Origin of the sequence: Wolbachia endosymbiont (group B) of Apotomis betuletana (genome assembly GCF_947250475.1) — a bacterium.
GTDB lineage: Bacteria > Pseudomonadota > Alphaproteobacteria > Rickettsiales > Anaplasmataceae > Wolbachia.
On record NZ_OX366320.1, the window covers coordinates 1,086,027 to 1,111,991 of the forward strand.

At 33.3% G+C, this 25,965-nt stretch carries 27 protein-coding genes and 1 pseudogene; 16 read left to right on the forward strand and 12 right to left on the reverse strand.

Annotated elements, in window-relative coordinates:
• Window positions 1–18 precede the first annotated feature (18 nt).
• From folD to ndk, 6 genes are all read right to left on the reverse strand, one after another.
• Entirely contained in the window at window positions 19–906 is an 888-nt protein-coding gene (gene folD / locus OOK82_RS05040) for a bifunctional methylenetetrahydrofolate dehydrogenase/methenyltetrahydrofolate cyclohydrolase FolD (protein WP_064085426.1), read from the reverse strand.
• Complete coding sequence (locus OOK82_RS05045; RefSeq protein WP_010406412.1) at window positions 890–1,465, reverse strand: UbiX family flavin prenyltransferase; 576 nt, start codon at window positions 1,463–1,465, stop codon at window positions 890–892. Before OOK82_RS05045 ends, folD begins: the two co-directional genes overlap by 17 nt.
• Window positions 1,458–1,715: a DUF2312 domain-containing protein gene (locus OOK82_RS05050; protein ID WP_064085427.1), complete on the reverse strand. Its 258-nt coding sequence runs from the start codon at window positions 1,713–1,715 to the stop codon at window positions 1,458–1,460. The genes OOK82_RS05045 and OOK82_RS05050 overlap by 8 nt, the downstream gene beginning before the upstream one ends.
• 9 nt (window positions 1,716–1,724) lie before the next feature.
• On the reverse strand, window positions 1,725–3,002 hold the full coding sequence (locus OOK82_RS05055; RefSeq protein ID WP_264686848.1) for an HlyC/CorC family transporter: 1,278 nt from the start codon (window positions 3,000–3,002) through the stop codon (window positions 1,725–1,727).
• Between the two features lie 68 nt (window positions 3,003–3,070).
• On the reverse strand, window positions 3,071–4,249 hold the full coding sequence (locus tag OOK82_RS05060; protein WP_015587994.1) for an aspartate aminotransferase family protein: 1,179 nt from the start codon (window positions 4,247–4,249) through the stop codon (window positions 3,071–3,073).
• A 122-nt stretch (window positions 4,250–4,371) separates the two neighbouring features.
• Complete coding sequence (ndk, locus tag OOK82_RS05065) at window positions 4,372–4,791, reverse strand: nucleoside-diphosphate kinase (protein WP_149168695.1); 420 nt, start codon at window positions 4,789–4,791, stop codon at window positions 4,372–4,374.
• 114 nt (window positions 4,792–4,905) lie between these two features.
• Between ndk and OOK82_RS05070 the strand changes: the two genes are divergently transcribed.
• The 3 genes from OOK82_RS05070 to OOK82_RS05080 all read left to right on the forward strand — a co-directional run bounded on the left by OOK82_RS05070 (window position 4,906) and on the right by OOK82_RS05080 (window position 7,542).
• The gene (locus OOK82_RS05070; protein WP_264336351.1) at window positions 4,906–5,730 is read left to right on the forward strand and encodes a hypothetical protein; all 825 of its coding nucleotides are present in this window, start codon (window positions 4,906–4,908) and stop codon (window positions 5,728–5,730) included.
• On the forward strand, window positions 5,727–6,680 hold the full coding sequence (gene hemH / locus OOK82_RS05075; protein ID WP_264376054.1) for a ferrochelatase: 954 nt from the start codon (window positions 5,727–5,729) through the stop codon (window positions 6,678–6,680). Before OOK82_RS05070 ends, hemH begins: the two co-directional genes overlap by 4 nt.
• A gap of 61 nt (window positions 6,681–6,741) precedes the next feature.
• Window positions 6,742–7,542, forward strand: coding sequence for a hypothetical protein (locus OOK82_RS05080; protein ID WP_006014617.1), 801 nt, complete (start codon window positions 6,742–6,744; stop codon window positions 7,540–7,542).
• Here OOK82_RS05080 and gshA read toward each other — a convergent pair.
• Window positions 7,539–8,693: a glutamate--cysteine ligase gene (gshA, locus tag OOK82_RS05085; RefSeq protein ID WP_264704531.1), complete on the reverse strand. Its 1,155-nt coding sequence runs from the start codon at window positions 8,691–8,693 to the stop codon at window positions 7,539–7,541. The genes OOK82_RS05080 and gshA overlap by 4 nt on opposite strands.
• 82 nt (window positions 8,694–8,775) lie before the next feature.
• Between gshA and hslV the strand changes: the two genes are divergently transcribed.
• Window positions 8,776–9,330, forward strand: a complete 555-nt coding sequence (gene hslV, locus OOK82_RS05090; protein ID WP_010406442.1) for an ATP-dependent protease subunit HslV — start codon at window positions 8,776–8,778, stop codon at window positions 9,328–9,330.
• 1 nt (window position 9,331) lies between these two features.
• On the forward strand, window positions 9,332–10,783 hold the full coding sequence (hslU, locus tag OOK82_RS05095) for an ATP-dependent protease ATPase subunit HslU (protein WP_264704532.1): 1,452 nt from the start codon (window positions 9,332–9,334) through the stop codon (window positions 10,781–10,783).
• 70 nt (window positions 10,784–10,853) lie between these two features.
• Here hslU and OOK82_RS05100 read toward each other — a convergent pair whose 3' ends face one another.
• Together OOK82_RS05100 and OOK82_RS05105 are read right to left on the reverse strand one after the other, a co-directional pair.
• On the reverse strand, window positions 10,854–11,726 hold the full coding sequence (locus tag OOK82_RS05100; protein ID WP_264686844.1) for an FKBP-type peptidyl-prolyl cis-trans isomerase: 873 nt from the start codon (window positions 11,724–11,726) through the stop codon (window positions 10,854–10,856).
• Window positions 11,719–12,501 (reverse strand): polyprenyl synthetase family protein, encoded by a 783-nt coding sequence (locus tag OOK82_RS05105; protein WP_264686843.1) that lies wholly within the window; start codon window positions 12,499–12,501, stop codon window positions 11,719–11,721. Before OOK82_RS05105 ends, OOK82_RS05100 begins: the two co-directional genes overlap by 8 nt.
• Before the next feature lie 127 nt (window positions 12,502–12,628).
• Here OOK82_RS05105 and acpP point away from each other — a divergent pair, with 127 nt between their 5' ends.
• From acpP to thyX, 5 genes are all read left to right on the forward strand, one after another.
• Entirely contained in the window at window positions 12,629–12,889 is a 261-nt protein-coding gene (gene acpP, locus OOK82_RS05110; protein WP_064085853.1) for an acyl carrier protein, read from the forward strand.
• Window positions 12,890–12,895: 6 nt separating this feature from the next.
• The gene (gene fabF / locus OOK82_RS05115) at window positions 12,896–14,167 is read left to right on the forward strand and encodes a beta-ketoacyl-ACP synthase II (RefSeq protein ID WP_264686842.1); all 1,272 of its coding nucleotides are present in this window, start codon (window positions 12,896–12,898) and stop codon (window positions 14,165–14,167) included.
• An 86-nt stretch (window positions 14,168–14,253) separates the two neighbouring features.
• Window positions 14,254–14,391 carry a hypothetical protein gene (locus OOK82_RS05120; protein ID WP_158307661.1) on the forward strand — a complete coding sequence of 46 codons (138 nt, stop codon included), beginning with the start codon at window positions 14,254–14,256 and terminating at the stop codon, window positions 14,389–14,391.
• Between the two features lie 4 nt (window positions 14,392–14,395).
• A complete protein-coding gene (gene murA / locus OOK82_RS05125; RefSeq protein ID WP_264704533.1) occupies window positions 14,396–15,673 on the forward strand; it encodes a UDP-N-acetylglucosamine 1-carboxyvinyltransferase in 1,278 nt (425 codons plus the stop codon).
• 9 nt (window positions 15,674–15,682) lie between these two features.
• Window positions 15,683–16,531 (forward strand): FAD-dependent thymidylate synthase, encoded by an 849-nt coding sequence (gene thyX / locus OOK82_RS05130; protein WP_264686840.1) that lies wholly within the window; start codon window positions 15,683–15,685, stop codon window positions 16,529–16,531.
• A 24-nt stretch (window positions 16,532–16,555) separates the two neighbouring features.
• Here thyX and OOK82_RS05135 read toward each other — a convergent pair whose 3' ends face one another.
• From OOK82_RS05135 to OOK82_RS05150, 3 genes and pseudogenes are all read right to left on the reverse strand, one after another.
• Window positions 16,556–17,731: a hypothetical protein gene (locus OOK82_RS05135; RefSeq protein ID WP_264704534.1), complete on the reverse strand. Its 1,176-nt coding sequence runs from the start codon at window positions 17,729–17,731 to the stop codon at window positions 16,556–16,558.
• Window positions 17,732–18,197: 466 nt separating this feature from the next.
• Window positions 18,198–19,107: pseudogene (locus OOK82_RS07755) on the reverse strand (transposase).
• 492 nt (window positions 19,108–19,599) lie between these two features.
• Entirely contained in the window at window positions 19,600–20,580 is a 981-nt protein-coding gene (locus tag OOK82_RS05150) for a glycine zipper family protein (protein ID WP_264704535.1), read from the reverse strand.
• Window positions 20,581–20,721: 141 nt separating this feature from the next.
• Here OOK82_RS05150 and elbB point away from each other — a divergent pair, with 141 nt between their 5' ends.
• From elbB to OOK82_RS05180, 6 genes are all read left to right on the forward strand, one after another.
• Complete coding sequence (gene elbB, locus OOK82_RS05155) at window positions 20,722–21,420, forward strand: isoprenoid biosynthesis glyoxalase ElbB (protein ID WP_264686836.1); 699 nt, start codon at window positions 20,722–20,724, stop codon at window positions 21,418–21,420.
• A gap of 137 nt (window positions 21,421–21,557) precedes the next feature.
• Window positions 21,558–21,866: a hypothetical protein gene (locus OOK82_RS05160; RefSeq protein ID WP_010406993.1), complete on the forward strand. Its 309-nt coding sequence runs from the start codon at window positions 21,558–21,560 to the stop codon at window positions 21,864–21,866.
• 58 nt (window positions 21,867–21,924) lie between these two features.
• Window positions 21,925–22,851, forward strand: coding sequence for a 4-hydroxy-3-methylbut-2-enyl diphosphate reductase (ispH, locus tag OOK82_RS05165; protein ID WP_213863831.1), 927 nt, complete (start codon window positions 21,925–21,927; stop codon window positions 22,849–22,851).
• A 270-nt stretch (window positions 22,852–23,121) separates the two neighbouring features.
• A complete protein-coding gene (locus OOK82_RS05170; RefSeq protein WP_010406997.1) occupies window positions 23,122–24,561 on the forward strand; it encodes a hypothetical protein in 1,440 nt (479 codons plus the stop codon).
• 4 nt (window positions 24,562–24,565) lie between these two features.
• Window positions 24,566–25,174 (forward strand): hypothetical protein, encoded by a 609-nt coding sequence (locus OOK82_RS05175; protein WP_010406999.1) that lies wholly within the window; start codon window positions 24,566–24,568, stop codon window positions 25,172–25,174.
• Window positions 25,171–25,959, forward strand: a complete 789-nt coding sequence (locus tag OOK82_RS05180) for a hypothetical protein (protein ID WP_010407002.1) — start codon at window positions 25,171–25,173, stop codon at window positions 25,957–25,959. Before OOK82_RS05175 ends, OOK82_RS05180 begins: the two co-directional genes overlap by 4 nt.
• Window positions 25,960–25,965: the final 6 nt, after the last annotated feature.

Genomic DNA, 25,965 nt, shown 5'->3' on the forward strand with positions numbered 1-25,965 from the left:
TCTATTTTTCTTATGCCCTCAATTAATGAAATCAGAAGCATCAACTCCCCGCTGCAAGCAAGCAGCAATTACAGTGTTCATCATAAGAAATGCTATTGTCATTGGGCCAACACCCCCGGGTACTGGAGTAATAGCCTTGACTTTTTCTTTTACTCCCTCAAAGTCAACATCACCCACAAGCTTACTTTGATTTCCCAAGTTAACGCTATTTATGCCAACATCGATCACTATTGCACCTTTTTTTATCCAATCTGCTTGAACAAAATTTGGCTTTCCAACTGCTGCAACTACTATATCCGCTTTAGAGCAATAATCAGCTAAATCCCTACTTTGTGAATGCAAGATGGTAACAGTGCAATTTTCTTGCAACAATAGGTGAAACATTGGCTTACCCACAATATTTGATCTGCCAATGATTACCACATTTTTACCGGACAGATTATTTTCAACTGACTGAATTAAATGCAAAGAACCTTTGGGAGTACAAGGTATCAGACAATTTTTTTCACCTTTAACTAACCTGCCAACATTCTCATCATGAAAGCCATCTACATCTTTTTCAACACTTACTGTATTAATTATTCTGCTTGCACTGATGTGCTTTGGTAAAGGTAACTGAACTAAAATTCCATGCACAGATGAATCTTCATTTAATGTATTAACTTTTTCAATCAATTCATCTTCTGAGATACTATCAGGCAAAACAATAGTTTCAGAACTTATGCCTATTGATTCTGCTTTTCTTTGTTTATTACGAACGTAGACCTGACTTGCTGGATTGCTACCCACAAGAATTACTTTAAGACAAGGAAAAACATTATACTCTTTCTTTAAAATATCAATTTTTTTTGATAGCTCCTCACAGAGATCATTTGCTATTTTTTTACCGTTAATAATAATTGACATTTCCTTGCCACTCCTTGAAGTCAGGTAATGCGATATCAAATAAATTCAATACTTTACCAACAGCATGATTTACAATATCATCCAAAGATTTTGGTTTAATATAAAAAGCAGGCATCGGCGGAGCAATAATTGCTCCCATCTCCGTTAGTTTTAACATATTTCGGAGATGTCCAAGATGTAGTGGAGATTCTCGCACCATAAGAACTAATTTTCTTCTTTCTTTTAGAGTTACATCTGCAGCCCTTGTTAATAGATTGGAAGTCACCCCCGATGCTATTTCAGACATTGTTTTCATAGAACATGGAGCAATAACCATACCTGAGGTTTTAAATGAGCCGCTTGCTATTTTTTCTCCTATTTTTTCTTCAGAATAGTAAAAATCTGCAAGCGATATAATATCTTCAAGTTTTTCTTTAATCTCATGAGCTATAGTTATTTTTCCAGCACTGCTGATCACTAAATGAGTTTCATGATTGGTATTTTTTAGTGCCTCTAGAATCCGTACACCGTAAATAGAACCAGATGCTCCACTTATTCCAATTACAATCCTACTATTCACCTTCGTAATTCATTCCCAATGCACGTTTGTAGGTATAAAGTAATATTTCCTGTTCCTCCCTGTCATCATCATCCATCTTTCTTAGCCTAATAATCTGTTTCATCACTTTTATATCCCAACCTTCATCTGCAGCTTTTGCATATACATCACGAATGTGATCTTGCACATCCCTCTTTTCTTGTTCAAGTTTTTCGATTCTCTCTATATAGCTCTTCAAATCTTCAGCCGTTATTTTTACTGTATCTTCCATAGAACCCAACTAATTAATTGCTACTACAGTATTATCAGTTTTTACTTGTACTTCAATCATAGTAATAATATTTTTATCTTTTTTTAAAATCTTAAAGTAAAAACCGTACATGGAAAACTCTTCATTTTCTTCAGGAATGCGCTCTATCTCGTTTACAATCACACCTGCTAGAGTTGTAGCTTCTTCATCAGGAAGATCCCAATGTAACTGTCTATTAATATCCCTAATAGTAGATTTTCCTTCTATGTGATACATATTATCGGATATCTTTTTTATAAAATTCTCTGTGATCAAATCATGTTCATCTGAAATTTCTCCAACTATTTCTTCCAGTATATCCTCAAGAGTTACGATTCCCTGTAGTGCTCCATACTCATCAATAACAAATGCAAGGTGTTTCCTGTTTTTACGGAAGTTGTGAAGTTGTACACTGAGTGGCGTACTTTCTGGTATAAACCAAGGCTTTGACATAACTTTGGCAATCTCTATTTTATTATCCTTTTCACGCAAGGCATTTATTAGATTTTTCACGTGAACCACTCCAACAATATTATCTGGTTCTTTTTGCCATAAAGGTACTCTGCTATGGCTACTGGTTAAAATCTCTCTTATTAACTCTTCTTTGTTTCGATCTATATCAAGAGAAAATAAGTTTCTCCTGTGGGTCATAATTTGTGATATTTCTGTCTCAGCCAAATCAAGTATACTATTTAGCATATCTAAATCCTGTTGTAACATAGTGCCCTCACTGCGGTGAAGAGTAATCATATTACGCATTGCATCTGCTGCAGATATTACCTCCCTATTCTTATGAAGCCCACATAACTTCAGAATGATATTGACAATAAACTGAATGCCTAATGTCAATGGAGAAAGAACCTTGACAAAAAACAGCATAAAATAAGCAGAAAGTAATGTAAATTTTTCAGGATTTTGCATGGCGTAAGTTTTTGGTAAAACTTCACAAAATAGCAAAATACAAAACGTCATCATGAATGTTGAAAGAAATATGCCCTCACTCCCAAAAGAATTTATAAATATTACTGTAAATAAAGCAGAGCAAGTAATGTTAATAATTGTATTACACAGTAATATTGTTCCTATTGTTAATTCTTTTTTACCTAACAAAAGCTCTATTATCTTGGCTTTTTTGTTACCTTCTAGCTTTAGTTTATTCACTCGGGATCGGCTAATTGAGGTTAACCCTATTTCTGCTCCTGAGAACAAAAACGATAAAATCAATAAGAAAAAAATTGCTGACAATACTGAAATCAATAACCAATCCATTAAAGTATGATGTTATTGCGATATAGAAACAGAGTTGATTTTATATGTTGTAAGAAGCATTTGCAAGTCTATATATCTTTAATATAAAAAAATAAATCATGAAATATATCACACACTGCATTCACATGCATATTCTCAACAACAAGTGGAGGAGTTATTCTTATTACCCTATTATTTAAAATTTTAGTCATTATTAAGCCTTTGTCAAGAGATTGTTTAACAATTTTATCAGCCAAAGGTACTCTAAGCTCTATCCCTATCAATAAACCCTCCCCACGAACTTCTGAAACGATCTTCGGAAATTCTTCAGTCAAAGGCAACAACTTTTCTTTTAGATATTTACTGACCTTCTTAACATGGTCAAAAAAGCCTTCCTTTAGCATTACATCGAGTACTGCATTACCAACAGTCATGGCAAGTGGATTACCTCCATAAGTTGACCCATGAGTTCCTGGAGTGATTGCTTCTGCTATATAATCTTTTACTAAACATGCAGCCAGAGGAAATCCATTACCCATAGCCTTCGCACAAGTGAGCATATCAGGTTCAACTCCTATATTTTGATAGTAAAATAGAGAGCCAATCCGTCCATATCCGCATTGCACTTCATCAAAGCATAAAATTATTCCTTGAGCTTTTGTTATCTCTCTTACTTTTTTAAGATACTCTACGTCCAATGGATGTACTCCGCCTTCACTTTGTATGGGCTCTAAAAATATGGCAGCTGTTTCGCTATTGATTTTCTTTTCTAATGCTTCAATGTTATTTCGTGGAACTTTATCAAAACCAGAAAGGAGTGGAGCAAAACCTTCGCGTGATTTTTCATTTCCCCCAGCTGAAATTGCAGCAATACTGCGGCCATGAAAACCTCCTTCAATTGTAATGATGTGACTGCGCTTTTCTTGTCCATTTAAGTAGAAATAGCGGCGAATAAATTTAATTGCAGCTTCTGTTGCTTCAAGTCCACTTGAGCAGAAAAAAACTTTATCGGCAAAGGTAAGTTCTGTTAAACGCTGAGCAAGCCTTTCCTGCTGAGGAATAGTAAAAATATTAGAGCAGTGCCATAATGAATCCAGTTGCTCCTTCAGTTTATCTGTAATGTATGGATGACAATGCCCTAGAGAGGTTGTAGAAATTCCTGCAGCAAAGTCTAAATATTTTTTACCATCCTTATCGAAGAGATATACTCCTTCTCCTCTAACTATAGAAGCTTCAGATCTATTATAAGCGTTAACAACATGATCCATTTTAAATATTATCTATACTGTGCATGAAAAAGCTTTCCCTTAATATTGCTTAAACTAAAAATTGGGCTAATATTATACAGTTCAACATAAAATTCAGAAATTTAATATGTAAAAAAGTAAAACTACACCAATTCACATTCAGCAAAAAAGAAAGCTATTTCTCTATGAGCATTCTCTAGACTATCAGAACCATGCACTCTATTTTCACTAATATCATCAGCAAAATCACCCCTAATTGTACCTTTATCTGCCTGCTTTGGATCTGTAGCACCCATGATTTGCCTGTATTTACTGACTGCATTTTCACCGATTAAAACTTGAACTATCACAGACCCAGAAGTCATAAATTCCACCAACTCTCCAAAAAAAGGCCTATCCTTATGAATTTCATAAAACAGCTCTGCTTGTTTTTTTGTCAGCATCATCATTCTTTGTGCTATAATTTTTAGTCCAGATTTTTCAATATAAGAATTTATACTGCCTGTAATATTATTTTTTACTGCATCAGGTTTTAATATCGAAAGTGTTCTCTCAATTGCCATATCATTCCCTTATATTAAGATCGTATATTTATAGATTTATTTTATTATAAACTTTGATTTGATAAAAGCAATTTTTCACTTATAGTTAAGAATAAACCATCAAGGAGGTGTTTTATGGGGTGTTGTAATAAAAAAAACAACAAACCAGTCGATCCTAATGTTAAACAATCAATTGAAACTACACTTACTGCTAAAGAATGGGTTAATCAATTCAAGTCATCAATTTTTTGTGGGACAAAAGGATTTTTAACTTTTAATTTGGCATTTTTGAGTTATTTAGAGTATAGCTTACACAATAATACAAAATTAAAAGAAGGCGCTGTTTTTGCAATAAAAAGGAATACTATTCCATTTTTTGAAATGGCTATCATAGTGCCATTTGTTTGTCTTGCATTACCATCTATGATAGGTGGGATGAACCTCATGCATTGTGCGCTTATATGTGCTGCACTGATGGTTGCAACATGTTTTGTTGTGAGAACCTTTTACTTGCGTGAAAAGTTATTGAAAAAAATGACTAATAATGAAAATTATACCGAGGAACAAATAGAGCAGGAATTTAAGAAAGACACTATAAAATTTCCTATCTTTGATAAAAACAGACAGCATATTGAATATAATTCTCCTAATCCAGGACAACTAATGAATGAAAGTCCTCCCTCTCTTTTTGTTAAGGTTTTACTTTTCCCCCTTACGATTTTTCTGAAGGCTCTACAAAGCTGCATAATGATATCTTTGGCTGCTGTTGAACTTCTTGAAGCAGTGCCAAGTTTTTGTGTTGATGTGGTTTTCGATAGAGGCTTTGCATCTACACAGAGTAACATGAAGAGATCTGCTCATCTATTGTATGCCAGTGTAAGAAATTTAGTGCCTGTAACTAAACTTGATGAGTGTGTAGCTGATTTTATAGGCAAACCTGAAGAAAGGTGCTGTCAGTGAAGAAGGCAGTAATCTTATTTAACCTAGGCGGACCTGATTCACTAAGTGCGGTCCGTCCTTTCTTATTTAATCTTTTTTACGATAAAAGAATAATAAATCTACCAAATCCTTTTCGCTTCCTTTTAGCAAAGTTTATCTCCAAAAGGCGAGAAAGTACTGCACAAGAAATATACGAGCACATTGGAGGTAAATCGCCAATCTTGGAGAATACAAAAGCACAAGCTGATGCTTTAGAACTAAAATTAAATGAAGATGGAAACCATGTGTATAAGATATTCATCTGCATGCGTTATTGGCATCCATTTGCTGATGAAGTTGTTAAAAGCGTAAAGCAATTCAACCCTGACGAAATCATTCTGTTACCACTATATCCGCAATATTCAACCACCACAACTCTATCATCCATAGAGAATTGGCAAAAAAATGCCAAACTGGAATGTAACACAAAAACAATTCACCATTATTATGACAATGAAGACTTTATTAAAGCTCATGTTAATCTGACGTCTAAATATTATAAATTAGCTAGCAAAATCGGTAAGCCAAGAGTCCTATTCTCGGCTCATAGCTTACCTCTTAGTATCATTAAAAAAGGCGACCCTTACGCTTCACAGATAGAAAAAACAGTAAAATTAATAGTAAAAAAATTGAATATTGAAGATCTTGATTGGGGAATATGTTATCAGAGTAAGGTTGGCCCTGTAAAATGGTTGGAGCCTAGCACTGAAAGTGAGCTATCACGCGCAAAAGACGATAATATACCTGTAGTTTTATCACCTATATCTTTTGTTTCTGAGCATTCTGAAACACTGGTTGAACTTGATATAGAGTATAAAGCAATTATCAAAGACGGATATTACTTTCGCGTACCAACTCTCAGTACTGATCTCTTATTTATCAAGTGCTTGGCCGATTTATGTTTAGATCACTCTCAAAGTACTGATTTATAGCACTTTTCTTTTTAGATTTTTATAGTATAATATTAAAAAGTTATTATTTTATTATCTACTTATGCCAAAAGGTAAGCCAAATACATTTATAGAAAGTATACATGATGCTCACAATCATGATATTAGAAAGATGTATTGTATTGCAGTAGGTTTAACAGGCATATTGTGTAAAATTTCATTGCAATTCTGTTGCGAGTTTATTGATAACAACAGATCCAATATTTGTACTATATTAGATATTTCTAAGTTCATAAAACTACCAACATCAATAATATTTGCTCTTCACTTTGGTCTCAATTTAGCTGGATATAAATCTAAAAAACTTCAGAATGGTAAAGGGGGAAATGAACCTGAAAAACCAATACAGGTTGTGGGTAGCTTAGCCTTCTTGGCAAACTGTGTCATAGGAATATTGATGCAGACAAAAATCATTCATTTCTTAGCTAGAAACAACAAGGATGTAATAAGTTATATTAGCTTAACATCAGCAGTTCTATTTCTATTTTCAGAATGCATAAACTGTTATTATACATGGAAGAAGTATCTAGATAATAAGGATTCTGAAAAGTCTGCTAAATATGGCAAAGAAGTTATTTTTAGCACATTCGCTTTGTCATTGGGCTTGTTAAGCTTCATATTAAAAAGAATGGAACTTCCAACCATACCAATAGACTTGGGTGGTGGCATAATCTATAATTTCAACTTAACTGTTACGGTCAGTTTGATACTAAGCATAGCATATCTAGTATCAAACATCGATAAGTTTGTCAATCAACCTAATAATGGTACTGATCCTTCTACTGGACTTGATGACGCTCACCATATTCAGCATAATGGCAGCATTGTAGAAATTAATTATTAGAGATGAAAAGACTTAATTTCTACTGCCAATGCTAGCACTGCTAATTTGCTAACAATATTCCAAAGTGGCAAAGTTTTATTTTCTTGGCTGATGTCATAAAATTCACAGTCAGTGGAATTCAAGCTAGAATATACATCTTTCCTGCTATTACATCGGTATAAGTAACATGTTGGAGTATCTCCTATATAGTATATTAGCGGTTCTGCAGAACTACTTTTAAATATGTCAATAGTTGGTACACCTTCTTGTATAATAACACTATTGATTGCTATTCCTTCTTTTATCTTTTTCATTTTATGACGCTTTTTTTTATTGAGATTTAATATTTCCTTTCCACTTGTTGCTGTTATAATGCCCATTCCATATGTGCCATTGCTTGCTTTGATAAAAACGTAAGGTTGTGTTTTTATTTCATATTCCTCATATTTTTTTTGCACTAGAGATAATATTTGGTCAACTTTAGTCGCTACTGCTCCTAGTGATGAATCATCATTAAAGTCAACTCCATTACAGCTTTCTGTAAGCACAGAAATAAGCCATGGGTCCATTTTAAATTCGCCACAAAATTCGGACACTAATTTTTGATAGATTTCAAAATATTGAAATTTCTGCCTACTGTGCCAGCCATATAATGGACTTGGCACTATCTCTTGTTTTACGTTTTCTAACGTGTCTGGAATGTGGCTCGTCATATCACGATTCAGTATAATAATATCAGGCACAAATCCTGAAGTTGTCTTCAGCAAAGAGTTTTCTTTCACAACAGTTTCATACTGTTCTATTAAATTGTACGTTTCATTATGAAAGAGGCCAATTCTAGTTTCAAAACCTGCGAGTTGCAGTACCTTTTCTATAGCAAATACATTTTCTATATACATTTTATTTCGTGTGTGATTCTCCGGTATTATAAGGGCCTTTTTATATTGTTTTGTTTCGAAGTAGCTTTTTATCAATTTTGCTGCTATCGCTTTTGATACTTCACTTAGGTTATTAAACCCTGCAGGAAATAAATTGGCGTCTACTGGAGCAATTTTGTAGCCTGAATTCCTAAGATCTATGGAGCTATAAAATGGTAATGTAAAACCATTAAATTTTGTTTTGAACCAATTATTTATATCTTTTTCCAGATTTGGATGAATTATGTTTTGCATCTACACTTTAAATGTTATAAGAAAAGTACTATATTATAAGTTATAATCTTAATATAATATAACGAATTAAAATAACAAAAAAATGATTCATCATGACAGCAGTAAAATGTATGGTACTACTATACTGTCAATTAGAAGAGACAAAAATGTAGTAGTAATAGGTGATGGGCAAGTCTCGCTAGGCCATACCGTTATAAAATCTGGAGCAAAAAAAGTTAGGCGTCTTTCTGGTGATTCCGTAATTGCCGGTTTTGCTGGAGCAACAGCTGATGCATTTACTCTCTTCGAAAGGCTAGAATCTAAACTTGATAAGCACCCAGGACAGTTAATGAGGGCATGTGTTGAACTTGCAAAAGACTGGAGAATGGATAAATATCTAAGAAAATTAGAAGCTATGATGATCGTGGCAGACAAGTCCATTTCATTGGTCATTACAGGAACGGGTGATGTTCTTGAACCTGAAGATGGCATTGCAGCCATTGGCTCTGGAGGAAATTTTGCTTTATCTGCAGCAAAAGCTTTGATTGACGTTGAAGGAATATCAATAGAGGAGATTGCAAAAAAGGCTATGAAGATAGCTGCCGATATATGTGTTTATACAAACCATAATCTAATTATCGAAAAAATAGAGGAGTAATATGTCAAGAACTTTGTGTGCCAATTTTTCTAGTCAATCTGTAGCAGGTCAATTTGATAATAATGATGACTATAATGAGAAAAATAGCCTCTATGAAAATGAAGGTACAGGAAGTAGCAGCATTCAAAGCTCACAAGCTTTATTAGATGATCTACCACCACAGAAGATAGTTAAAGAATTAGACAGATTTATAATCGGGCAGAATGATGCAAAGCGCGCTGTTGCTATTGCACTCAGAAATCGTTGGCGTCGAAATAAAGTCCCACTTCCACTACGTGAAGAGATTATACCTAAGAATATACTCATGATAGGCCATACGGGAGTTGGTAAAACTGAAATAGCTCGCCGTTTAGCAAAGCTTGCTGGTGCACCTTTTATAAAAGTTGAAGCAACGAAATTTACTGAAATAGGATATGTTGGACGTGATGTTGACTCGATAATACGTGATTTAGTTGACGCAGCAATAGTTTTAGTTAAGGAAAAAGCACGTAAAGCCTTAACTAAAAAAGCTTTAGGTTTGGCTGAAAAGATAATAGTCAACTCCATGGTTGGTGAAGATGCAACCGAGGAAAGCAAAAAAGTTTTCAGAGAAAGACTGAGAAATAAGGAATTTGAAGATGGAGAAGTTTCTATTAACGTCAGGGAGAGCAAAGGTATGTTACCCACTTTTGATATACCTGGCATGCCAGGTGGGCAAATTGGTGTGATGAACGTAACAGAAATCGTGGGCAAGATGTTTAATGGGAGCAAAAAAACAAAAACTATTACAGTTAAAGTGAAAGAAGCACGTGAAATATTGATTAATGAAGAAAGCGAAAGGTTAATGGATGAAGACAAGATAATCAAAGAAGCGATTGATCTTGTTAGCAATGAAGGCATAGTGTTTTTAGATGAAATAGATAAAATTGCAGCACGTACAGAAATAAAAGGTGAAGTCAACAGAGAAGGAGTGCAGCGCGATCTGTTACCATTACTTGAGGGAACAACTGTTTCAACTAAGTATGGCCCCGTAAAAACAGACTATATATTATTTATTGCATCTGGTGCTTTTCATTTATCTAAGCCATCTGATCTTTTACCAGAATTACAGGGTAGATTGCCAATTAGAGTGGAACTTAAGGCGCTTACTCAAGAGGATCTAATAAAAATATTAAAGGAACCAGAATCTAGTTTGTTAAAACAGTATATAGCGTTAATGAAAACGGAAAATGTAACACTTGAGTTTACTGATGATGGTATAGAGACTATAGCTGAAATAGCATTTACAGTTAATAGAGAAGTGGAAAATATAGGTGCAAGAAGACTTCATACTGTCATGGAGAAGCTTTTGGATGAAATAAGTTTTATCGCTTCTGAAAAAAATAGTGAAAAATTTGTTATAGATAGCAAATATGTAAGAGATAAACTAGAGTCAATTTCAAAGCAGCTTGATTTATCTAAATTTATACTTTAGAGGAAGCCTACTTTAAGTAATATAGAGCATTCAAGAGGTTTTATTTTTTCTTACTTCGTAATTCTTTAAGCTATTTTTCAATAGTAGAATTCAAGCTTAAATCAATTATTGCAATATCACAATCTATGCCTTTTGTTAACACATCAGTTAAAAGATCAGGTGGAGAAAGAACTGTTCTTTTATTACCAGCTCTCATTCCCACAACTCCAAGTTCTATAGCAAGTGGTATTTTTTTGTCACCAACCTTAAACTGCACTATTTGATCTTTGATTATATACTCACCATTATGTCTCTTTATGCTATATTGAACTGATATCTCATCGCCACATTTTACTCGTTTTCCAGTTTTGTTAATTAAGTCATTAAAAATCATTAGGTTATTTATTGAATCAGGATATTTATCTTTTACTTCAATCAGTTTGATGTAATAAGAGTTAAAACTCATTTTGTTGTCATCAGCGGCAATAGTAACTACACGCTCTCCACCTTCTTTCATACCTATTACCCCTAAACTCACTTCTTTTAAGTAATCCTGACCTATTTTCAAATTGACATCAGTCGGAAGTAGCGTTGCTAGGTTGTTGGAGACTTTGTACATTTGTAGCAGAACTTCTTGGCCACAGAAAACTTTACTGCCACTACCTTCAGTAATTTCATAAAAGTTTATCATCTCTTCTTCTTTTTGCTGTGTTATTTCTTCTAAATATTCTGCTAACCCATGCTTTTCAATATAACGATCAAGAGCTGATTCAAGTATCGGCCTGACCAAATAACTTGCTATCATCTGTGTCAAACCACCATGTGTAGCATTTATTTCGTAAAGCTTTTCCCTTTTCTCTGGTTTATCTTTGTTTATATAAACAATCGTAATTATAAAAGCAGAAGCTAAAGTGAGAATCATTACTACAGAGATAAACATTTGTAATATAATTTTTCTAACCATCTTTTTTTACTTGATTCAATAAATCATATAAGTCATTAGTATTCCCTGAAAGCATACTTAAATTATCTGAGGCCTGTTTAAAGAGACTATCTATATAGTTTTCCATTTCATTTTTTCCAAGCACGGACATTAAATTGTTTGTTTTATCTTGCTCATAATCTTCGATATCATCCTTGGCTTGAAAAATAAGCCCTAGATTTATTCCATAGTTATATAATGCTTCCCGCTCCTTGTCTGTAGCGCCTCCTATTATAGCCCCTATTTCACATGAAGCTGCAAATAGTTTTGCAGTTTTCATCAAATGAATTTCTTTTATTTTGTCAAAATCTGCACCTATATCTAAAATCTGCCCTCCCACCATTCCCTTCATTCCTATTGCTTGAGAGAGCACTTTTATGATCTCACAATTTAACAAAGATAATACCTCAAAAGCCAGGGTAAGTAATGCATCTCCGGCCAGTACTGCTGTTGCTTCACCAAATTTTTTGTGGCAGCTTGGCTGGCCTCTACGGGTGTCACTGTTATCCATACATGGCAGATCATCGTGAATTAGGGAGTAAGCATGAATAAATTCAATTGCTGCTGCTGCTGTTATTGCTTTTTCAACCTTTATGTTGAATATCGACGAAGATGCTATAACTAAAAAAGAACGTATATGTTTTGCAGGAGCAAGAAGCACATAACGCATAGCTGATATAAGTCTATTCTCGCTATTTTCAGGTAAGAGCTTATTCACTTCTACAACAAGCAAATTTTTTGTTGTTTCGTCTAGCATTTTTAAATTTATTAACTATCGAGTGCTAAGAGATAGGAAGTTTTTAATAGTTTATATAATCATAAAAGCTATTGCAAACATCAAAATTTCTTATAACATCAGAGAATAGGTTATTTTTTAGTAAGAAATGAGCGAATTGGCAAAAAGCACTAGGGAAGATATAGAAGAAAAAGTAAAGAAGATTATACTAGAGCACATCAGTAAGGATGTAGAGGGATTTAGTAGTTCTTCAAAGCTTTCAGACCATGGCACAGATAGTTTAGATGCAGTTGAAATAATCATGGCAGCTGAAGAAGAATTTGGTATAGAGATTCCTGATGAAGATGCGCAAAAAATGGAAACTATGGAACAGATAGTTGAATATGTAGTAAACAAAGCAAACAATTGATGTTGAATGAGCAAAAGAGTAGTAGTTACCGGTGTTGGCTTAATTACTCCACTAGCAGCAGATGTTAATAACACCTGGTTAAAGCTGAAAGAAGGTAAATCTGGCATCAAAGCAATCAATACAGATAGGTTCGACTCTTCTGATCTTGCTTGTCAGGTTGCAGGGCAGGTGCCTGTGCAATCCGATAACGTTGAGCATTATTTTAATCCACCAGATTATATTTCTGAAAAAGACCTAAAAAGAACAGATCGTTTTATTCACTACGGAATTGCAGCAGCTGTTCAGGCAGTAGAAGATTCACTAATTTTGGAAAATAAAAATATTAATAAAGAGCGAATAGGTGTAGCTATTGGTTCTGGTATAGGTGGTCTTCCGTCAATTCAGGAAAATGTAATTACCATGCAGGAGAAGGGGCCTAGACGTGTTAGCCCATTTTTTGTTCCTGCAAGTCTAATAAATTTGATATCTGGTCATATTTCTATTAAATACGAATTTATAGGTCCAAATGACTCAGCGGTAACTGCATGTGCAACAGGTGCGCATGCGATTATAAACTCAGCAAGAGCTATAAAACTCGGTGAAGCTGACATTATGATTGCAGGCGGAGCAGAAAGTGCGTTATGCAGAGTTGGAATTGCAGGTTTTGCATCGATGAAGGCGCTATCAACTAAATTCAATGATAAGCCTGAAGAGGCCTCAAGGCCATGGGACGAAGAACGCGATGGATTTGTCATGGGCGAAGGGGCAGGTATATTAGTTCTGGAAGAATATGAACATGCAAAAAAAAGGGAAGCAAAAATATATGCAGAACTCACTGGATATGGGTTAACAGGAGATGCGCACCACATCACAGCACCACATCCAGAAGGAAGAGGCGCACTGAAGGCAATGGAACTTGCTTTAAGGAGTGCACAAGTAAGCCCAAGTCAAATTGGGTATATCAATGCACATGGGACTTCAACAACACTTGGGGATAAAGTTGAAGTAATAGCAATGAAGCAGTTATTCGGTGACTATGCCTATAAAATACCTGTTTCCTCGACTAAATCTTCTATAGGACATTTACTTGGTGCCGCAGGAAGTGTTGAAGCAATATTTAGTATCCTTGCATTAAACAATGGAATTGTTCCACCAACTTTAAACCTACACAAACCTTCAGAAGGGTGTGATTTAAATTTTGTACCACTTAAAGCTCAAGAGCATAAAATTCAATATGCGCTTTCTAATTCATTTGGTTTTGGTGGTACCAACGCGTCTCTCATCTTTGGAAAGGTGTAGTTAATTATGCTATTTTGAATCGACTACGAAAATGTCATTCGAGTAGCTGAAACTGGAATCCAGTTAAATTGGTCAGCATAAAAGTAATGTTGAAATATAACATTTTGATGATGATGAAGAAATGGATCCCAGTGTCAGCTACTCGAATGACAGAAGAAGAAAAAGCAAAATTTTGCCTTTTACCGCTAACCTATTATACTTACTTGATAAGTTCTATCGCTTGATTAAATGCATAAAATATTAGTAAGAAGTAACCATAAGCCCTTGATTGGAAAAATCAAGATTAATGGTTCAAAGAATGCCGTCTTGCCAATAATGGCGGCAAGCTTGTTTAGTAATTCTTCAATAACTTTGCATAACGTACCTGATTTAATTGACGTGCATTTGATGTCTGAGCTGCTTAAGAGTCTTGGTGCAGAAGTAAATTTTATATGCAATAAAGACTATAAAGCAAATCATACTTTGGAAATTGACTGTAGCAATATCAATAACCATTTAATATCACATGAAATTGCAAGCAGACTGCGAGCATCTTTTTTAATGCTAGGTCCAATGCTCAGCAGATTTGGTAGAGTTTCAACAGTATTTCCTGGTGGATGTAATATTGGAAAACGTCCTGTTGACATTCATATCAAGGCACTTGAAGCAATGGGAGCTAAAATTGAAATTGATAGCTGTAATATAACTGCAACAACAAAGGGAAAATTGCAAGGCAAAGAAATAACATTTGAAAAAGTAAGTGTTGGCGCAACAGAAAATATAATAATGGCAGCAACACTTGCAGAGGGAGTAACAATAATAAACAATGCTGCAATCGAGCCGGAAGTTCTTGATTTAATAGAGTTTCTGAAGAGTATGGGTGCCAATATTGAAGTTAATAATACAAAAATCACAATAGAGGGTGTTGAAGCATTAAATGGGTGTGAGCATAAAATAATACCAGATCGCATAGAGGCCGGTACTTATGCTTTGGCTGCTATCATTACCGACGGCGAGCTAAAGTTAGAAGGAGTAAGTTTGTCTGATATAGAATGTATTGCAAATGAATTGAAGACTATAGGAGCCAGAGTTGAGTTACATGATGATGGTATTATTATTTCTAGAAAAAATGGCTCTATTAAATCTGCTCACGTTGCAACAAATCCATATCCCAACTTTCCCAGTGATATGCAACCACAACTAATGTCTGCTATGTGCATTGCAGATGGAATATCAATCATTGAAGAGAACGTTTTTGAAAGTAGATTTGCACATGCAAATGAGCTAAGAAAATTAGGTGCTAATATCAGCATCGAAAAAAATAAAGCTACTATAAGTGGAATAAAGAGCTTATCTGGAGCTAATCTATATGCTAATGACTTAAGATCAACGGCAGCTTTGGTGCTTGCTTCTTTGTTGGCTAAAGGAGAAACTACAATAAATAACTCACATCATTTATGGAGAGGATATGAGGCAATGCACGAAAAACTCAATTCATGTGGAGCTGATATCTCTGTTTCATCTTGAGAATATATTATGAATGAGACAACTAAGCGAACTACAGTAAAAGAGATAGATAAAATTCTATACGAAGAACATAAGGTGTTAGATCATGGATTTGTTCGAGTGATTGATTATATGGGCTCTGATAGCGCCATAGTTCAAGCTGCTCGCGTTTCTTATGGAAAAGGAACAAAACAGATAAATCAAGATGAAGCGCTTATAAAGTATTTGATGAGGCATCATCATACAACTCCATTTGAAATGTGTGAAATTAAGTTTCACGTGAAACTTCCAATTTTTATTGCAAGACAGTGGATAAGACACAGAACTGCAAATGTGAATGAATATTCTGGAAGGTATTCGATACTTGATAATGAATTTTATATACCAGAACCAAAACAGGTTGCAAAACAATCTGATAATAATAAACAAGGCAGCGGTGAAGCTTTTGATTCAAATACTTCCAAAGAAATAATAGATTCTCTAATAAATGATTCTAATTTAGTATATTCTCATTATGAGAAATTTATTGAGCAGGGCCTTGCAAGGGAAATTGCCCGAACTAATCTAACACTTAATTACTATACTCAGTTTTATTGGAAAATAGATTTACACAACCTTCTTCACTTTTTAAGGCTTAGAGCTGATCAGCACGCCCAATATGAAATTAGAGTCTATGCAGAAGTTATGTTGGACATAGTGAAGAAATGGGTTCCGCTGGCCTATAATGCTTTTGTTGAATACTCGCTAAAATCAGCCTGCATTTCAAAAACTGGTCTTGAAATAATTCGCAAGCTAATAAAAGGAGAAAATGTTGCGAGAGAAGAAAGTGGCATGGGTAAAAGAGAATGGGATGAGTTGATGTCTATACTTTGTAAATAACCAAAAAGATCAAGATATGTACGTTCACAGACTTGCAGGTGTGAACAACAATTGATTCATGCCTTTATCAACTGATATATCAATTATTTTTGAATTTGTTCTTTCTGTTATTTCATAAAGCTTTTCAGCTTTCTTTAACATCAGTGTTGCATTTCTAAGCGTAATAAAAATTTCGCAATAATCTGGAGAATTTTCAACATACATATTATATGAATAATGGTTTACAGCAAGTTCTATTGCCCTACAAACTTCCTCTAATGTAAAATTAGCAACTCCTGTATCAGGACAAAAGCCAATCGCTCCTTTACTAGGATCAAAAAATATGTATTTATCATTCTCTGCTTTATATACCAACATAGAATGAGCAATATTCTCGTCATCTTCATCATCTGCTCCATTACAAGCATAACAAGAAAAACTAAATTCTAAGTAGCATCCTATCTCTACATCATTTAAAGCACGTTTGATTTGTTCTTGATTAGTATAGACCCATACCTCTGTTGAAGATAAATCGTTACATGCTTGTCCATATATCGTCTCATCATAAAATGGATCTCCTTCTCGCCTTTCAATGCTCTGAACATCGAGAACAGGTAAGAATTGCAATAAAAACTGCATCATTAATAACTCAATCGTTTGTTCTTTTCTTTCATCAATATAGTCCATAAAATCTTGTTCAGATATAATATTACCAGACTCGAGGAATTGAACAAAATCTTTCCTATTCTCTAATCTTATAAAGGTAATAAAGTAATTTAATGGGTGACATAACCCTTCTTCAGGGTCAAAATCTAAAATTTCTTCAAATCTACTTTTTAATTGTCCAATTCCAGATATGCTATCTGACATGAAATCATTCAAATGAAATTGAATGGCTTGCTCACTTTCAAATAATTTATTGTATTGTTCTTCAGCTGATAAATCTGGTGTTTTATATACATATCTACCATTTTCTCTATGTATACCTTCTATATCTTTAATTATACCTTGTTCTACATTTTTACTGATAGCAGTTTTATGCTTCCCTCTATTGGCAAATTGATTTAAAAACTCCGCAATTTCCTGTTTTGAGAGTCTTGTTTCAACTTGTCCATCTTCTCTATCTTCAGTTTTATAAAACACTTTAACTCTAGGATGTTCCTTATCAGTATAGACTTTTAATACAATAGATTGAGCAATGCGATTAACATATTTTGGCATATTGATTATTAAGATATTAACTATGTATCTTAATAACAGTATAACCTACACCACTTGTCAATTAATATATTAGTAAATTAGTATTATTTATTATATAAAAAAGTAAATTACATAGTGGATGGTCAGTGCTTAACACTGGAATCCAGGAATTTTGATTCTAAATTTGGTATTGATTTTAAATTAAAATAAATGTTTGTGATGAGATTATATGAAAAACTGGATCCCAGACTGGGATGACAAGAGAAGGAAACACTGGGATGAAAGAAGATGAAACCACTGGAACGTTTATTTTTGAAAGTAAATTGCATAGCAGATGGTCAGTGCTTGACACTGGAATCTAGTTTCACCTTATGATGGTTTTATTCAAGTAGCCTCTATCCAAGTGCCCCTTTGGTGTCATCAGAGTAGCTGACACTGGGATGGCTTTGTTGCATCACACTTTATGAGATGGTGATTTATGGTAAATTCATGTAACTATCTCAAATTTAGCCATACCAATATCAGTGAATTTATTAAGCAAATAGCATTTAGTTCTTTTTCTCGATTTATCTCAGATTTATTCCTAAACAAATACTTGCTTCAACCTTGAGAAAAATCCTTCTATATAAGATCTTTTCCCATAATGTACTTCCTTTTTCCACTCTTTTACACCATCTTGTCCATATAATTTTATTAACCTAATAGCAGCATTTCTGTCAGACATATAATCTATTTTTGAATGTTCTGCTGCATCCTTTTTTGGTAGAACTTTTGTCTTTATATCGTATTTCTTACACAATTTATAAAGTTTTTGCCTATCGTATGCCCTATCTGCATATAATGCTTTTATTTTGTGCTGAAAATTAACTTCTTCAAGCAAATCGCAAGTGGTCAGAGTAGACGCCATTACTGTATCTTGCAGCTATAGCTTTTTTACTATTCACACTTAACATAACATGTAACTTTCTTACTTGCTCGTAGCTTCGGTACTTTCTATCTGCACTGTTTTCCTTACTGTAGCCAGGAGTGTTACTGTAAATTTGTGCTATCTATGATAATTTCAATATTTTCCATGTTGCTTTTATCAATCCTGCAATCATTTATCTTAATATTAAGTTTTTTTTGATGCTTGTGAATAGCTGCAAATTTTTTCCTATTTGTTGCAGATATCCTTTTATAAACCCGACTGTTTGTCTTAAACCAATTCTAAAGAAACTGACGATTATATGCACTAAAATCACAACTTTATCACTATAAATATAGTTGCCGCCCTGCATTTTTGGACTATTTTCATACCAATTTTCGATAGCTTCATCGATGTAACGAAAAATATTCCCCCTTTTTTCAAGGAATTTGTTATATTCGTTTTGGTTACTGACTTTCATTTTCTGTGGCATATTTTTTCTTCAACAGTTAAAAAGCCCATTGGGATCCAACTAAGTTACTTTACAACGTTTTTTGCACAAAAGGACTGGATTCTAGCGTCACGCGCTAGAATGACATCAACTTTTGAATTCCAGTTATGCAAGAAATCTATTCATTTGAAACTTGTTTGAGAAACGTAGCTATAAAAACCGCAGGTACCAGTTGGTTTTTATTAGCTAAAGTAAAGGTCAAATATCTGGAATTCTGGACATAAAATCCCCCTGTAAAAAAGATTAGAAAAAAATGCAGTGCACATACGACAGATATACACTGAAGAATACATTTTTAATAAGTTTGATTAAAAAGTCTGCAGACTAAAGATAGATTTTGAGCTCTTAAAATATCTCTATTTGTAATTATAATGAGATTTAAAATATGCGGAAGTAATTTTTTGTGTCCGCTTAGCAGGGTGGCAAAATAAGATAGACAGATACATTTTTGCGTCAAAACGCTCCTCAAATGTATCAACTCGGTCCTGTGATTCCTTCTCCACTAATTTGTTCAGTAGCTGGAATACCTAATTTAGTACGTGGGTTCACTTCGTGAACTTTCTCATTAACCTTTTTTTCTACATCTTCTATGTCACTACCAATTGCCATAATTGCAGGTTGAAAATCTTTCATCAAATCTAGCAATTTCTGCATATCTTCCTCATGAGTACTAGTACCCTTGCTTATAAGATTGTTCAAAAGACCAGCCTTATCTTCCCCTATTAACTGTCCTATGGCTGCTAGTTGCTCTTGATTCTGAAGCATTTTTATTATTTTTATTTCATTACTAAGCATTGTTCTTTTTCCTTCATCAGCTTCAAGATTCTTTTCCATTAAATTGCTTATTAACTTTTCAAAATTATTCTCTCTTGCTTGAATTGTAGGCAATTTATCGATCACATCTTTCACAAAACTTTTCACTTCTTTTCCTGCTTTCATCGCTCCTTCTTTTATCTCACCTCTATGCTGATATATAGCATAACCAATAGCAGCTATAGCAACTAGTGCTACAAACCCTACTAATGCTGCTCCGCCAACAATTAATGCACCAGTCACTCCTCCTACTGTTAATAAACCTGCTAGTGCACCTGTTAGTGTTGTCACTGCTGCTCCACTTATTACCCCCTGAGCTAACAGTTGGTTACCTAAAGCTTCAAGCTCTTTCTCCATGCCTTCTGTTTTATCTGCTAGTTTTATAAATTTTTCTAATTCAACTTTGTTCTTCTCAAAATTCTCGAACATAAGACTCATTACACCCTCAATAACAACTGGTTTGTTCATCAGAAATTTACTGATATCTGATTTGTCAGAAGTTTCACCTTTCTTTTCAAAGCCATCTAGTATTAGTAGACTATCCAATTTTTGTAACAAATCCTCTTTTCCAATAATATATTCCACTACACTTTCAATTAACTTCTCGGAAATAGCTGAGTTTGCTGCACCACCTTGTACCATATTCAATTCCCATCAATTATAAATATGCCTAATTATATATACTAATTATTAATTATATTATAATTGACATAAAATAATTACTCCTTTCCAAATATGGAATTTGTATTACAATACCTAGATTATATGAAATCAAGGTATTTTATGGGTGAGAAAAAATTAAGAGCCGCTGTGGTTTTATCAGGATGCGGCCACCTCGACGGCACAGAGGTGAGAGAAGCAGTTTTAAGTTTGCTTGTGCTTGATCAGCAGGAAGTTGAAGTCACGTGCTTTGCTCCTGATGTTGATATCACACAAGTTATGAATCACAAAACAAAAGAAGCAGTAAAAGAAAAAAGGAATGTACTTGTAGAATCAGCAAGAATTGCAAGAGGTGAGATAAATGATTTAAGAGAAGCTAAAGCTGAAAATTTTGACATGCTAGTCGTACCTGGTGGATATGGAGTTGCGAAAAATTTATCTGACTTAGCTGAAAATAAAACAGTAATGCCTGAGTTTGAAAGATTAGTCTCAGAGTTCTTTGTTGCAAAAAAGCCAATAGGAACTATATGTATATCTCCAGCCATTATTGTTTTAATTTTAAGTAGCAAGATAGGTAAAGAAGAAAGTAAGATTAAGGTAACTATAGGAAACGACAAAGACCAGTTGATAGAGAAGCTCGGCGGCGAACATATAACATGCGATACAAAGCTATCAATAGAAGACGAAAAGCATAATATATTTTCCTGCTCTGCTTATATGCGTAGTGATGAAAGTACACACTCTGTATATCAAGGAATAAAACACATGATTGACAGTATGGTGAAAAAAATTAATAAAAAAACCAAACAACCATTTCTCTAAAGTGTAGTTTCTTATACAATTAATTATGTTATACTTCCAGTTGCATTATTGCTGTAGCCAAACTAATCTATAGTTGCTTATTAATGATGAATTGTATTTAGTATATAAATTTAGTTCTTTTTTTTATAGATTTAAATATGTTAGATCTTTTTTATATTAAAAGTGAGTGTTGTATAGATGGTCAGTGTGATACTTATGCAGGAGAAGTGAGTATTAATGATGTCATGTTGGGCAAGTTTAGCCTAAATTCACAAAGTGGGAAAAAGGCTATGGTAAATCTAGACATCGTTACATTCGATATCCATATTGCTATGGATGGCCAAGATGGAAGGACAATAAAAAGAGACCTTAAGGGTCCTGAATTTGTAATTAAAGATGACGGTTCCTGGTATATTAATAAGAATCTTGGTAATGATAAATTTGAAATTATAGTAAAGCAGTCATGATATGAAACATAGTGAGCGGAGCTTGCTTTTTAGCAATGTTTACATACTTACTTAAAAAATGGAGATTATCTTAGCTGAACCACGCGGTTTCTGTGCAGGGGTTAAAAGAGCTGTAGACATATTAGCAATCACTTTAGAGAAATACAAAAATGAACGCCAAGTTTATGTACTACACGAAATCGTTCATAATAAGTATATAGTAGAGGACTTCAAGAAACAAGGAGTGGTTTTTGTAAGCAGCATAGAAGACATTAAAGACAATAGAGGAATATTGATCTTTAGCGCACATGGAGTGTCGAAAAGTATAGAGGATGAGGCAAAAAGAAAGGGTGTTCAAGTGATTGATGCAACATGTCCATTAGTTAGCAAAGTACATAAAGAGGCAAAAAGGTATGAGGATAGTGGTAAAGAATTAATTCTAATTGGACATGAAAATCATCCAGAAGTTAAAGGAATTATAGGAAGAGTAAGTAATCCTATATCTCTAGTGCAAACTATGCAAGACGTATACAATTTACAAATCAAAGATCCAGATAATTTATCTTATGTAACACAAACCACGTTAAGTATTGACGATACCAAAGAAATTATTGCTACACTGAAGCTCAGATTTCCAAGCATTACAGGCCCCGACTTAAAAGATATATGCTATGCAACACAAAATAGGCAGAACGCTGTTAAAAAATTGGCTAAAATTACAGACGTAGTGTTAATTGTAGGAAGCAAAAACAGTTCAAATTCAAACCGTTTATTAGACCTGTGTATTTCCAGAGGAAAAAGAGCCTATTTGATTGATAATTATAAATGTATGAACAAAAATTGGTTGCAGGGCGCAGAAAAAATAGGAATTACTGCAGGTGCTTCTGCTCCTGATATATTAGTTGATGAGCTAGTAAATTACTTAAAAATAAATATGAATACAAAAGTTTCAGTCATGCCAGATGGATTCACTGAAAATGTTCAGTTCAAGTATACTAAATGGTAATGTGCAACAACGTGCGTCAAATCAAGTCTTTAGCTCAATTCAATTTTCAGTCTGTTGGAGAATAAAATATCAAGCTGAGATATAATTAATCCTCGTTTGTCAGGTTAAGTTGTGTCTAGCACAAATATAAAAAACCTTCATCATACAAAAGGGTTAATATTACTACTAATTTTATCAAAAACTTATAATATAAGTAATATTGTCATCTAATGTTTAATGAATTTCAATAAATTACCTTTTTAATTCTAGATGAGTATACACTTTGTTAATATGTTTGGGTCAAAACCCAAAAGTAAGTTTATGCTTTCTATAGGAAAAGAAGGCACAATGTTACTATATTTTAAAAATGATACTTTAAATAAAAGATATTTTGCTAAGGACAAAAATAATAAAGTTGTTTCTGACTTAATTTCATGTCTCTCATCAGATAAAAAAGCACCCTTATATCTGGTTCTCAATCACACTGATCAGAACTATTTGCTACAGTCTATCCCAAGAGTAAATAGGATTAGTGCTTATCTATCAGCAAAAACAAAAGTAGAGCATTTTGCTCATAATAACGATATAAATTCTATTCTCTTGGTCGAAAAGCCGAATAAATTTAATCAAAACTGGTGGTATCTATTTGTTTCATCAAAAGCAAATCATTTAATAGAATATTGGTTGGACGTGTTTGTTGAAATAGGCTCTAACTTTAAAGGAATATTAATGTTTCCTATAGAACTAGTCAGTATAGCAAAAAAGATTCTACACAAAGATCCTAGTAACTGGAAAATTATAGTTGCTGCAACTAAAACAGGTGGCTATAGACAAGTGGTTCTTAAAGAGAACAAAATGATATTTACACGTTTAATACCATTTACTAATGATAATTTACCAGGAATCATTGCTGGTGAAATATATCAGGAAGTGAAAAATACAATTCAATCTTTAACTAAGTTTGGATTTGAAAAAAATGACCCTATCGACCTTTGCATCATAGTATCAGAAGCTATTAAATCTAGTTTATCAGTTATAAATTTTTCAGAGAATAGTGTGAACATATTGACTCCATATGAGCTAGGTAAACTATTGGGAGCAGAATTAGCTATATGCGAAAAAGATAGCTTTTGTGATACTACAATTTTGTTCCATAGCTTTAAGAATAAGCCAACAGATGTTTTTAATACAAAAGAAACTAAAGAATTTTATCTATTCAATTACCTTTATTTAAACTCTCCTCGGATTTTTCTATACCTCCTTTTGACTTTAATTGTAATTAACACCTTTTGTTTGCGGAATTTGTATTCGAATTTTAATATTGCTGATAATTTATCTGCAAAGCGGAGTGCTTTAAATAACAAACTAATAAAACTTAGCCAAAGCTATAATGTAAAAAAGATAGATGAAGTTTACGATTTTATTAATATCAATAATATTTTATCAAAAATAGAGTACTCTCCTCTCACACAAGTTAAGTATGTAGAAAAGCTAAAAGTACCAGATGTAGAGCTTCAATTATTTGAGTGGAATTATAATGAGGCAAAAAGTTATATTACCACAACTTTAAGGTTTAATTTTCAATCTGGTAAAGACATTTCTTATCAATACGAGAAACTACAGAAAAATTTAAACGATAATTTCCGTACTCATGATATTAGTATTTCTAGCTTACCTACTACTAAAGAGAAAAATCTATCTATTGATGTTGAAATAGGAGAGGCAATGTAGATTGATGACTATCTCTCAACTAAAAAGAAAAGCTACAATTCAGTGCATATATTACTTATTGTTATCTATTGTATTAATAGGGTTATCAACGTGTTTTATTATCTATAACAAAAAGGTTTATAATAAAAATCAAACTGCAGCTGAGGAAATACGCTCTATTAATTTACAGATCATTGAAATTCAAAAGAAAGAAGTCGTTCTAAATAAAAACCTAGATTTATGGAAAAGAATTTCTTCTTCAAATTTACATAGTAGCAGATACATTACAAATTTAAATTTTGAGCTTAACAAGCTATATAAAAAACACTACATGTTAGAACCTGAAATATCAATTTCTATACCTGAAGAAGCTGAACTCCACAATAAAAGTGAACATACAAAAGTAATAAGAAGTGAAGTGGTTCTAAGTTTAAGCTCAATTAGCGATAAGCATATTTTTTTATTTCTACAGTCTATTCCAAATCTTCCTGGTTATGTTATGATCAGATCTCTTACCTTGAATAAGCAGAGAAATATAGATGCTAAAGTTATAAACCAGATTTTAAGTGGTAATATGATAGAGATAGTGAGAGCTAGTATAGTTTTTGATTGGTATACCATATTAAGTAGATGAATATAAAGTTGTTTTTTATTTTTACGCTGCTATTTTTTAATTTTAGTGCATATTGCAATTGCGAAGATCTTGTAGAAAATATAGGGATTTGTAAAAAATATTCTTGCCAACAGCATATTAGTAATGAAGATTTTATTGAGCATAAAATATTAGGGTTAAATAGTGAAAATTTATGTGTATATATAGAAAGACAAGGCAATGATGAAATGGTCTGTCATCATTCTAATGATGGAATGATTATAGAAAAGAAGTACTTAAAAAGTATTTTAAAAGTTGGAAATCAAGAAATAAATGACTTCATTGATATAGCAAATTTGCGTGCGAAGGAGTGTTTTTTTATCAACAATTATTATATAGATCGAGACGATATAATAAAAGAGGCAGCAGAGAGTACTTTATCGCAATATGGTAGCATAAAAAGCATTTTTTTTGATGAAGAGCAGGTTAATAGAATAGTTAGTGAGATGGAAAAGTTTAACTTACAGTCTTCAGGAGTTACAGAGGAAGAAAATTTCAATTGTAAAGTAGTCAGTTTAGATTCAATTTTATACTTTTCCCCCGATACATGGAAAATATGGGTAAATGGAAAGTTGTTTATAAATACTAAGGATTTAAAAGTGCACTCAGTAACTGAAAATTATGTAACTTTTTCATGGGCTGTAAACCAAAAGATAACAAAAGAACGGATAAGCAATTCTAAAAATGTACATTTTGGACATGGAGGTATTATGTTTACGCTTTATCCAGAACAAAAATTTGATTTAGATAGTTTATCTATTAAATAATCTAAT

What these genes read in the sequence shown, in the direction of transcription:
- hslU (WP_264704532.1), top strand. Translation starts at nt 9,332, where the DNA reads ATGTCAAGAACTTTGTGTGCCAATTTTTCTAGTCAATCTGTAGCAGGT.
- OOK82_RS05135 (WP_264704534.1), bottom strand. Translation starts at nt 17,731, where the DNA reads ATGCCAAAATATGTTAATCGCATTGCTCAATCTATTGTATTAAAAGTC.
- hslV (WP_010406442.1), top strand. Translation starts at nt 8,776, where the DNA reads ATGATTCATCATGACAGCAGTAAAATGTATGGTACTACTATACTGTCA.
- murA (WP_264704533.1), top strand. Translation starts at nt 14,396, where the DNA reads ATGCATAAAATATTAGTAAGAAGTAACCATAAGCCCTTGATTGGAAAA.
- OOK82_RS05175 (WP_010406999.1), top strand. Translation starts at nt 24,566, where the DNA reads ATGACTATCTCTCAACTAAAAAGAAAAGCTACAATTCAGTGCATATAT.
- OOK82_RS05160 (WP_010406993.1), top strand. Translation starts at nt 21,558, where the DNA reads ATGTTAGATCTTTTTTATATTAAAAGTGAGTGTTGTATAGATGGTCAG.
- acpP (WP_064085853.1), top strand. Translation starts at nt 12,629, where the DNA reads ATGAGCGAATTGGCAAAAAGCACTAGGGAAGATATAGAAGAAAAAGTA.
- OOK82_RS05150 (WP_264704535.1), bottom strand. Translation starts at nt 20,580, where the DNA reads ATGGTACAAGGTGGTGCAGCAAACTCAGCTATTTCCGAGAAGTTAATT.
- OOK82_RS05055 (WP_264686848.1), bottom strand. Translation starts at nt 3,002, where the DNA reads ATGGATTGGTTATTGATTTCAGTATTGTCAGCAATTTTTTTCTTATTG.
- fabF (WP_264686842.1), top strand. Translation starts at nt 12,896, where the DNA reads ATGAGCAAAAGAGTAGTAGTTACCGGTGTTGGCTTAATTACTCCACTA.
- elbB (WP_264686836.1), top strand. Translation starts at nt 20,722, where the DNA reads ATGGGTGAGAAAAAATTAAGAGCCGCTGTGGTTTTATCAGGATGCGGC.
- gshA (WP_264704531.1), bottom strand. Translation starts at nt 8,693, where the DNA reads ATGCAAAACATAATTCATCCAAATCTGGAAAAAGATATAAATAATTGG.
- ispH (WP_213863831.1), top strand. Translation starts at nt 21,925, where the DNA reads ATGGAGATTATCTTAGCTGAACCACGCGGTTTCTGTGCAGGGGTTAAA.
- OOK82_RS05120 (WP_158307661.1), top strand. Translation starts at nt 14,254, where the DNA reads ATGTTGAAATATAACATTTTGATGATGATGAAGAAATGGATCCCAGTG.
- ndk (WP_149168695.1), bottom strand. Translation starts at nt 4,791, where the DNA reads ATGGCAATTGAGAGAACACTTTCGATATTAAAACCTGATGCAGTAAAA.
- OOK82_RS05060 (WP_015587994.1), bottom strand. Translation starts at nt 4,249, where the DNA reads ATGGATCATGTTGTTAACGCTTATAATAGATCTGAAGCTTCTATAGTT.
- OOK82_RS05080 (WP_006014617.1), top strand. Translation starts at nt 6,742, where the DNA reads ATGCCAAAAGGTAAGCCAAATACATTTATAGAAAGTATACATGATGCT.
- OOK82_RS05050 (WP_064085427.1), bottom strand. Translation starts at nt 1,715, where the DNA reads ATGGAAGATACAGTAAAAATAACGGCTGAAGATTTGAAGAGCTATATA.
- OOK82_RS05180 (WP_010407002.1), top strand. Translation starts at nt 25,171, where the DNA reads ATGAATATAAAGTTGTTTTTTATTTTTACGCTGCTATTTTTTAATTTT.
- OOK82_RS05170 (WP_010406997.1), top strand. Translation starts at nt 23,122, where the DNA reads ATGTTTGGGTCAAAACCCAAAAGTAAGTTTATGCTTTCTATAGGAAAA.
- OOK82_RS05100 (WP_264686844.1), bottom strand. Translation starts at nt 11,726, where the DNA reads ATGGTTAGAAAAATTATATTACAAATGTTTATCTCTGTAGTAATGATT.
- folD (WP_064085426.1), bottom strand. Translation starts at nt 906, where the DNA reads ATGTCAATTATTATTAACGGTAAAAAAATAGCAAATGATCTCTGTGAG.
- thyX (WP_264686840.1), top strand. Translation starts at nt 15,683, where the DNA reads ATGAATGAGACAACTAAGCGAACTACAGTAAAAGAGATAGATAAAATT.
- OOK82_RS05070 (WP_264336351.1), top strand. Translation starts at nt 4,906, where the DNA reads ATGGGGTGTTGTAATAAAAAAAACAACAAACCAGTCGATCCTAATGTT.
- OOK82_RS05105 (WP_264686843.1), bottom strand. Translation starts at nt 12,501, where the DNA reads ATGCTAGACGAAACAACAAAAAATTTGCTTGTTGTAGAAGTGAATAAG.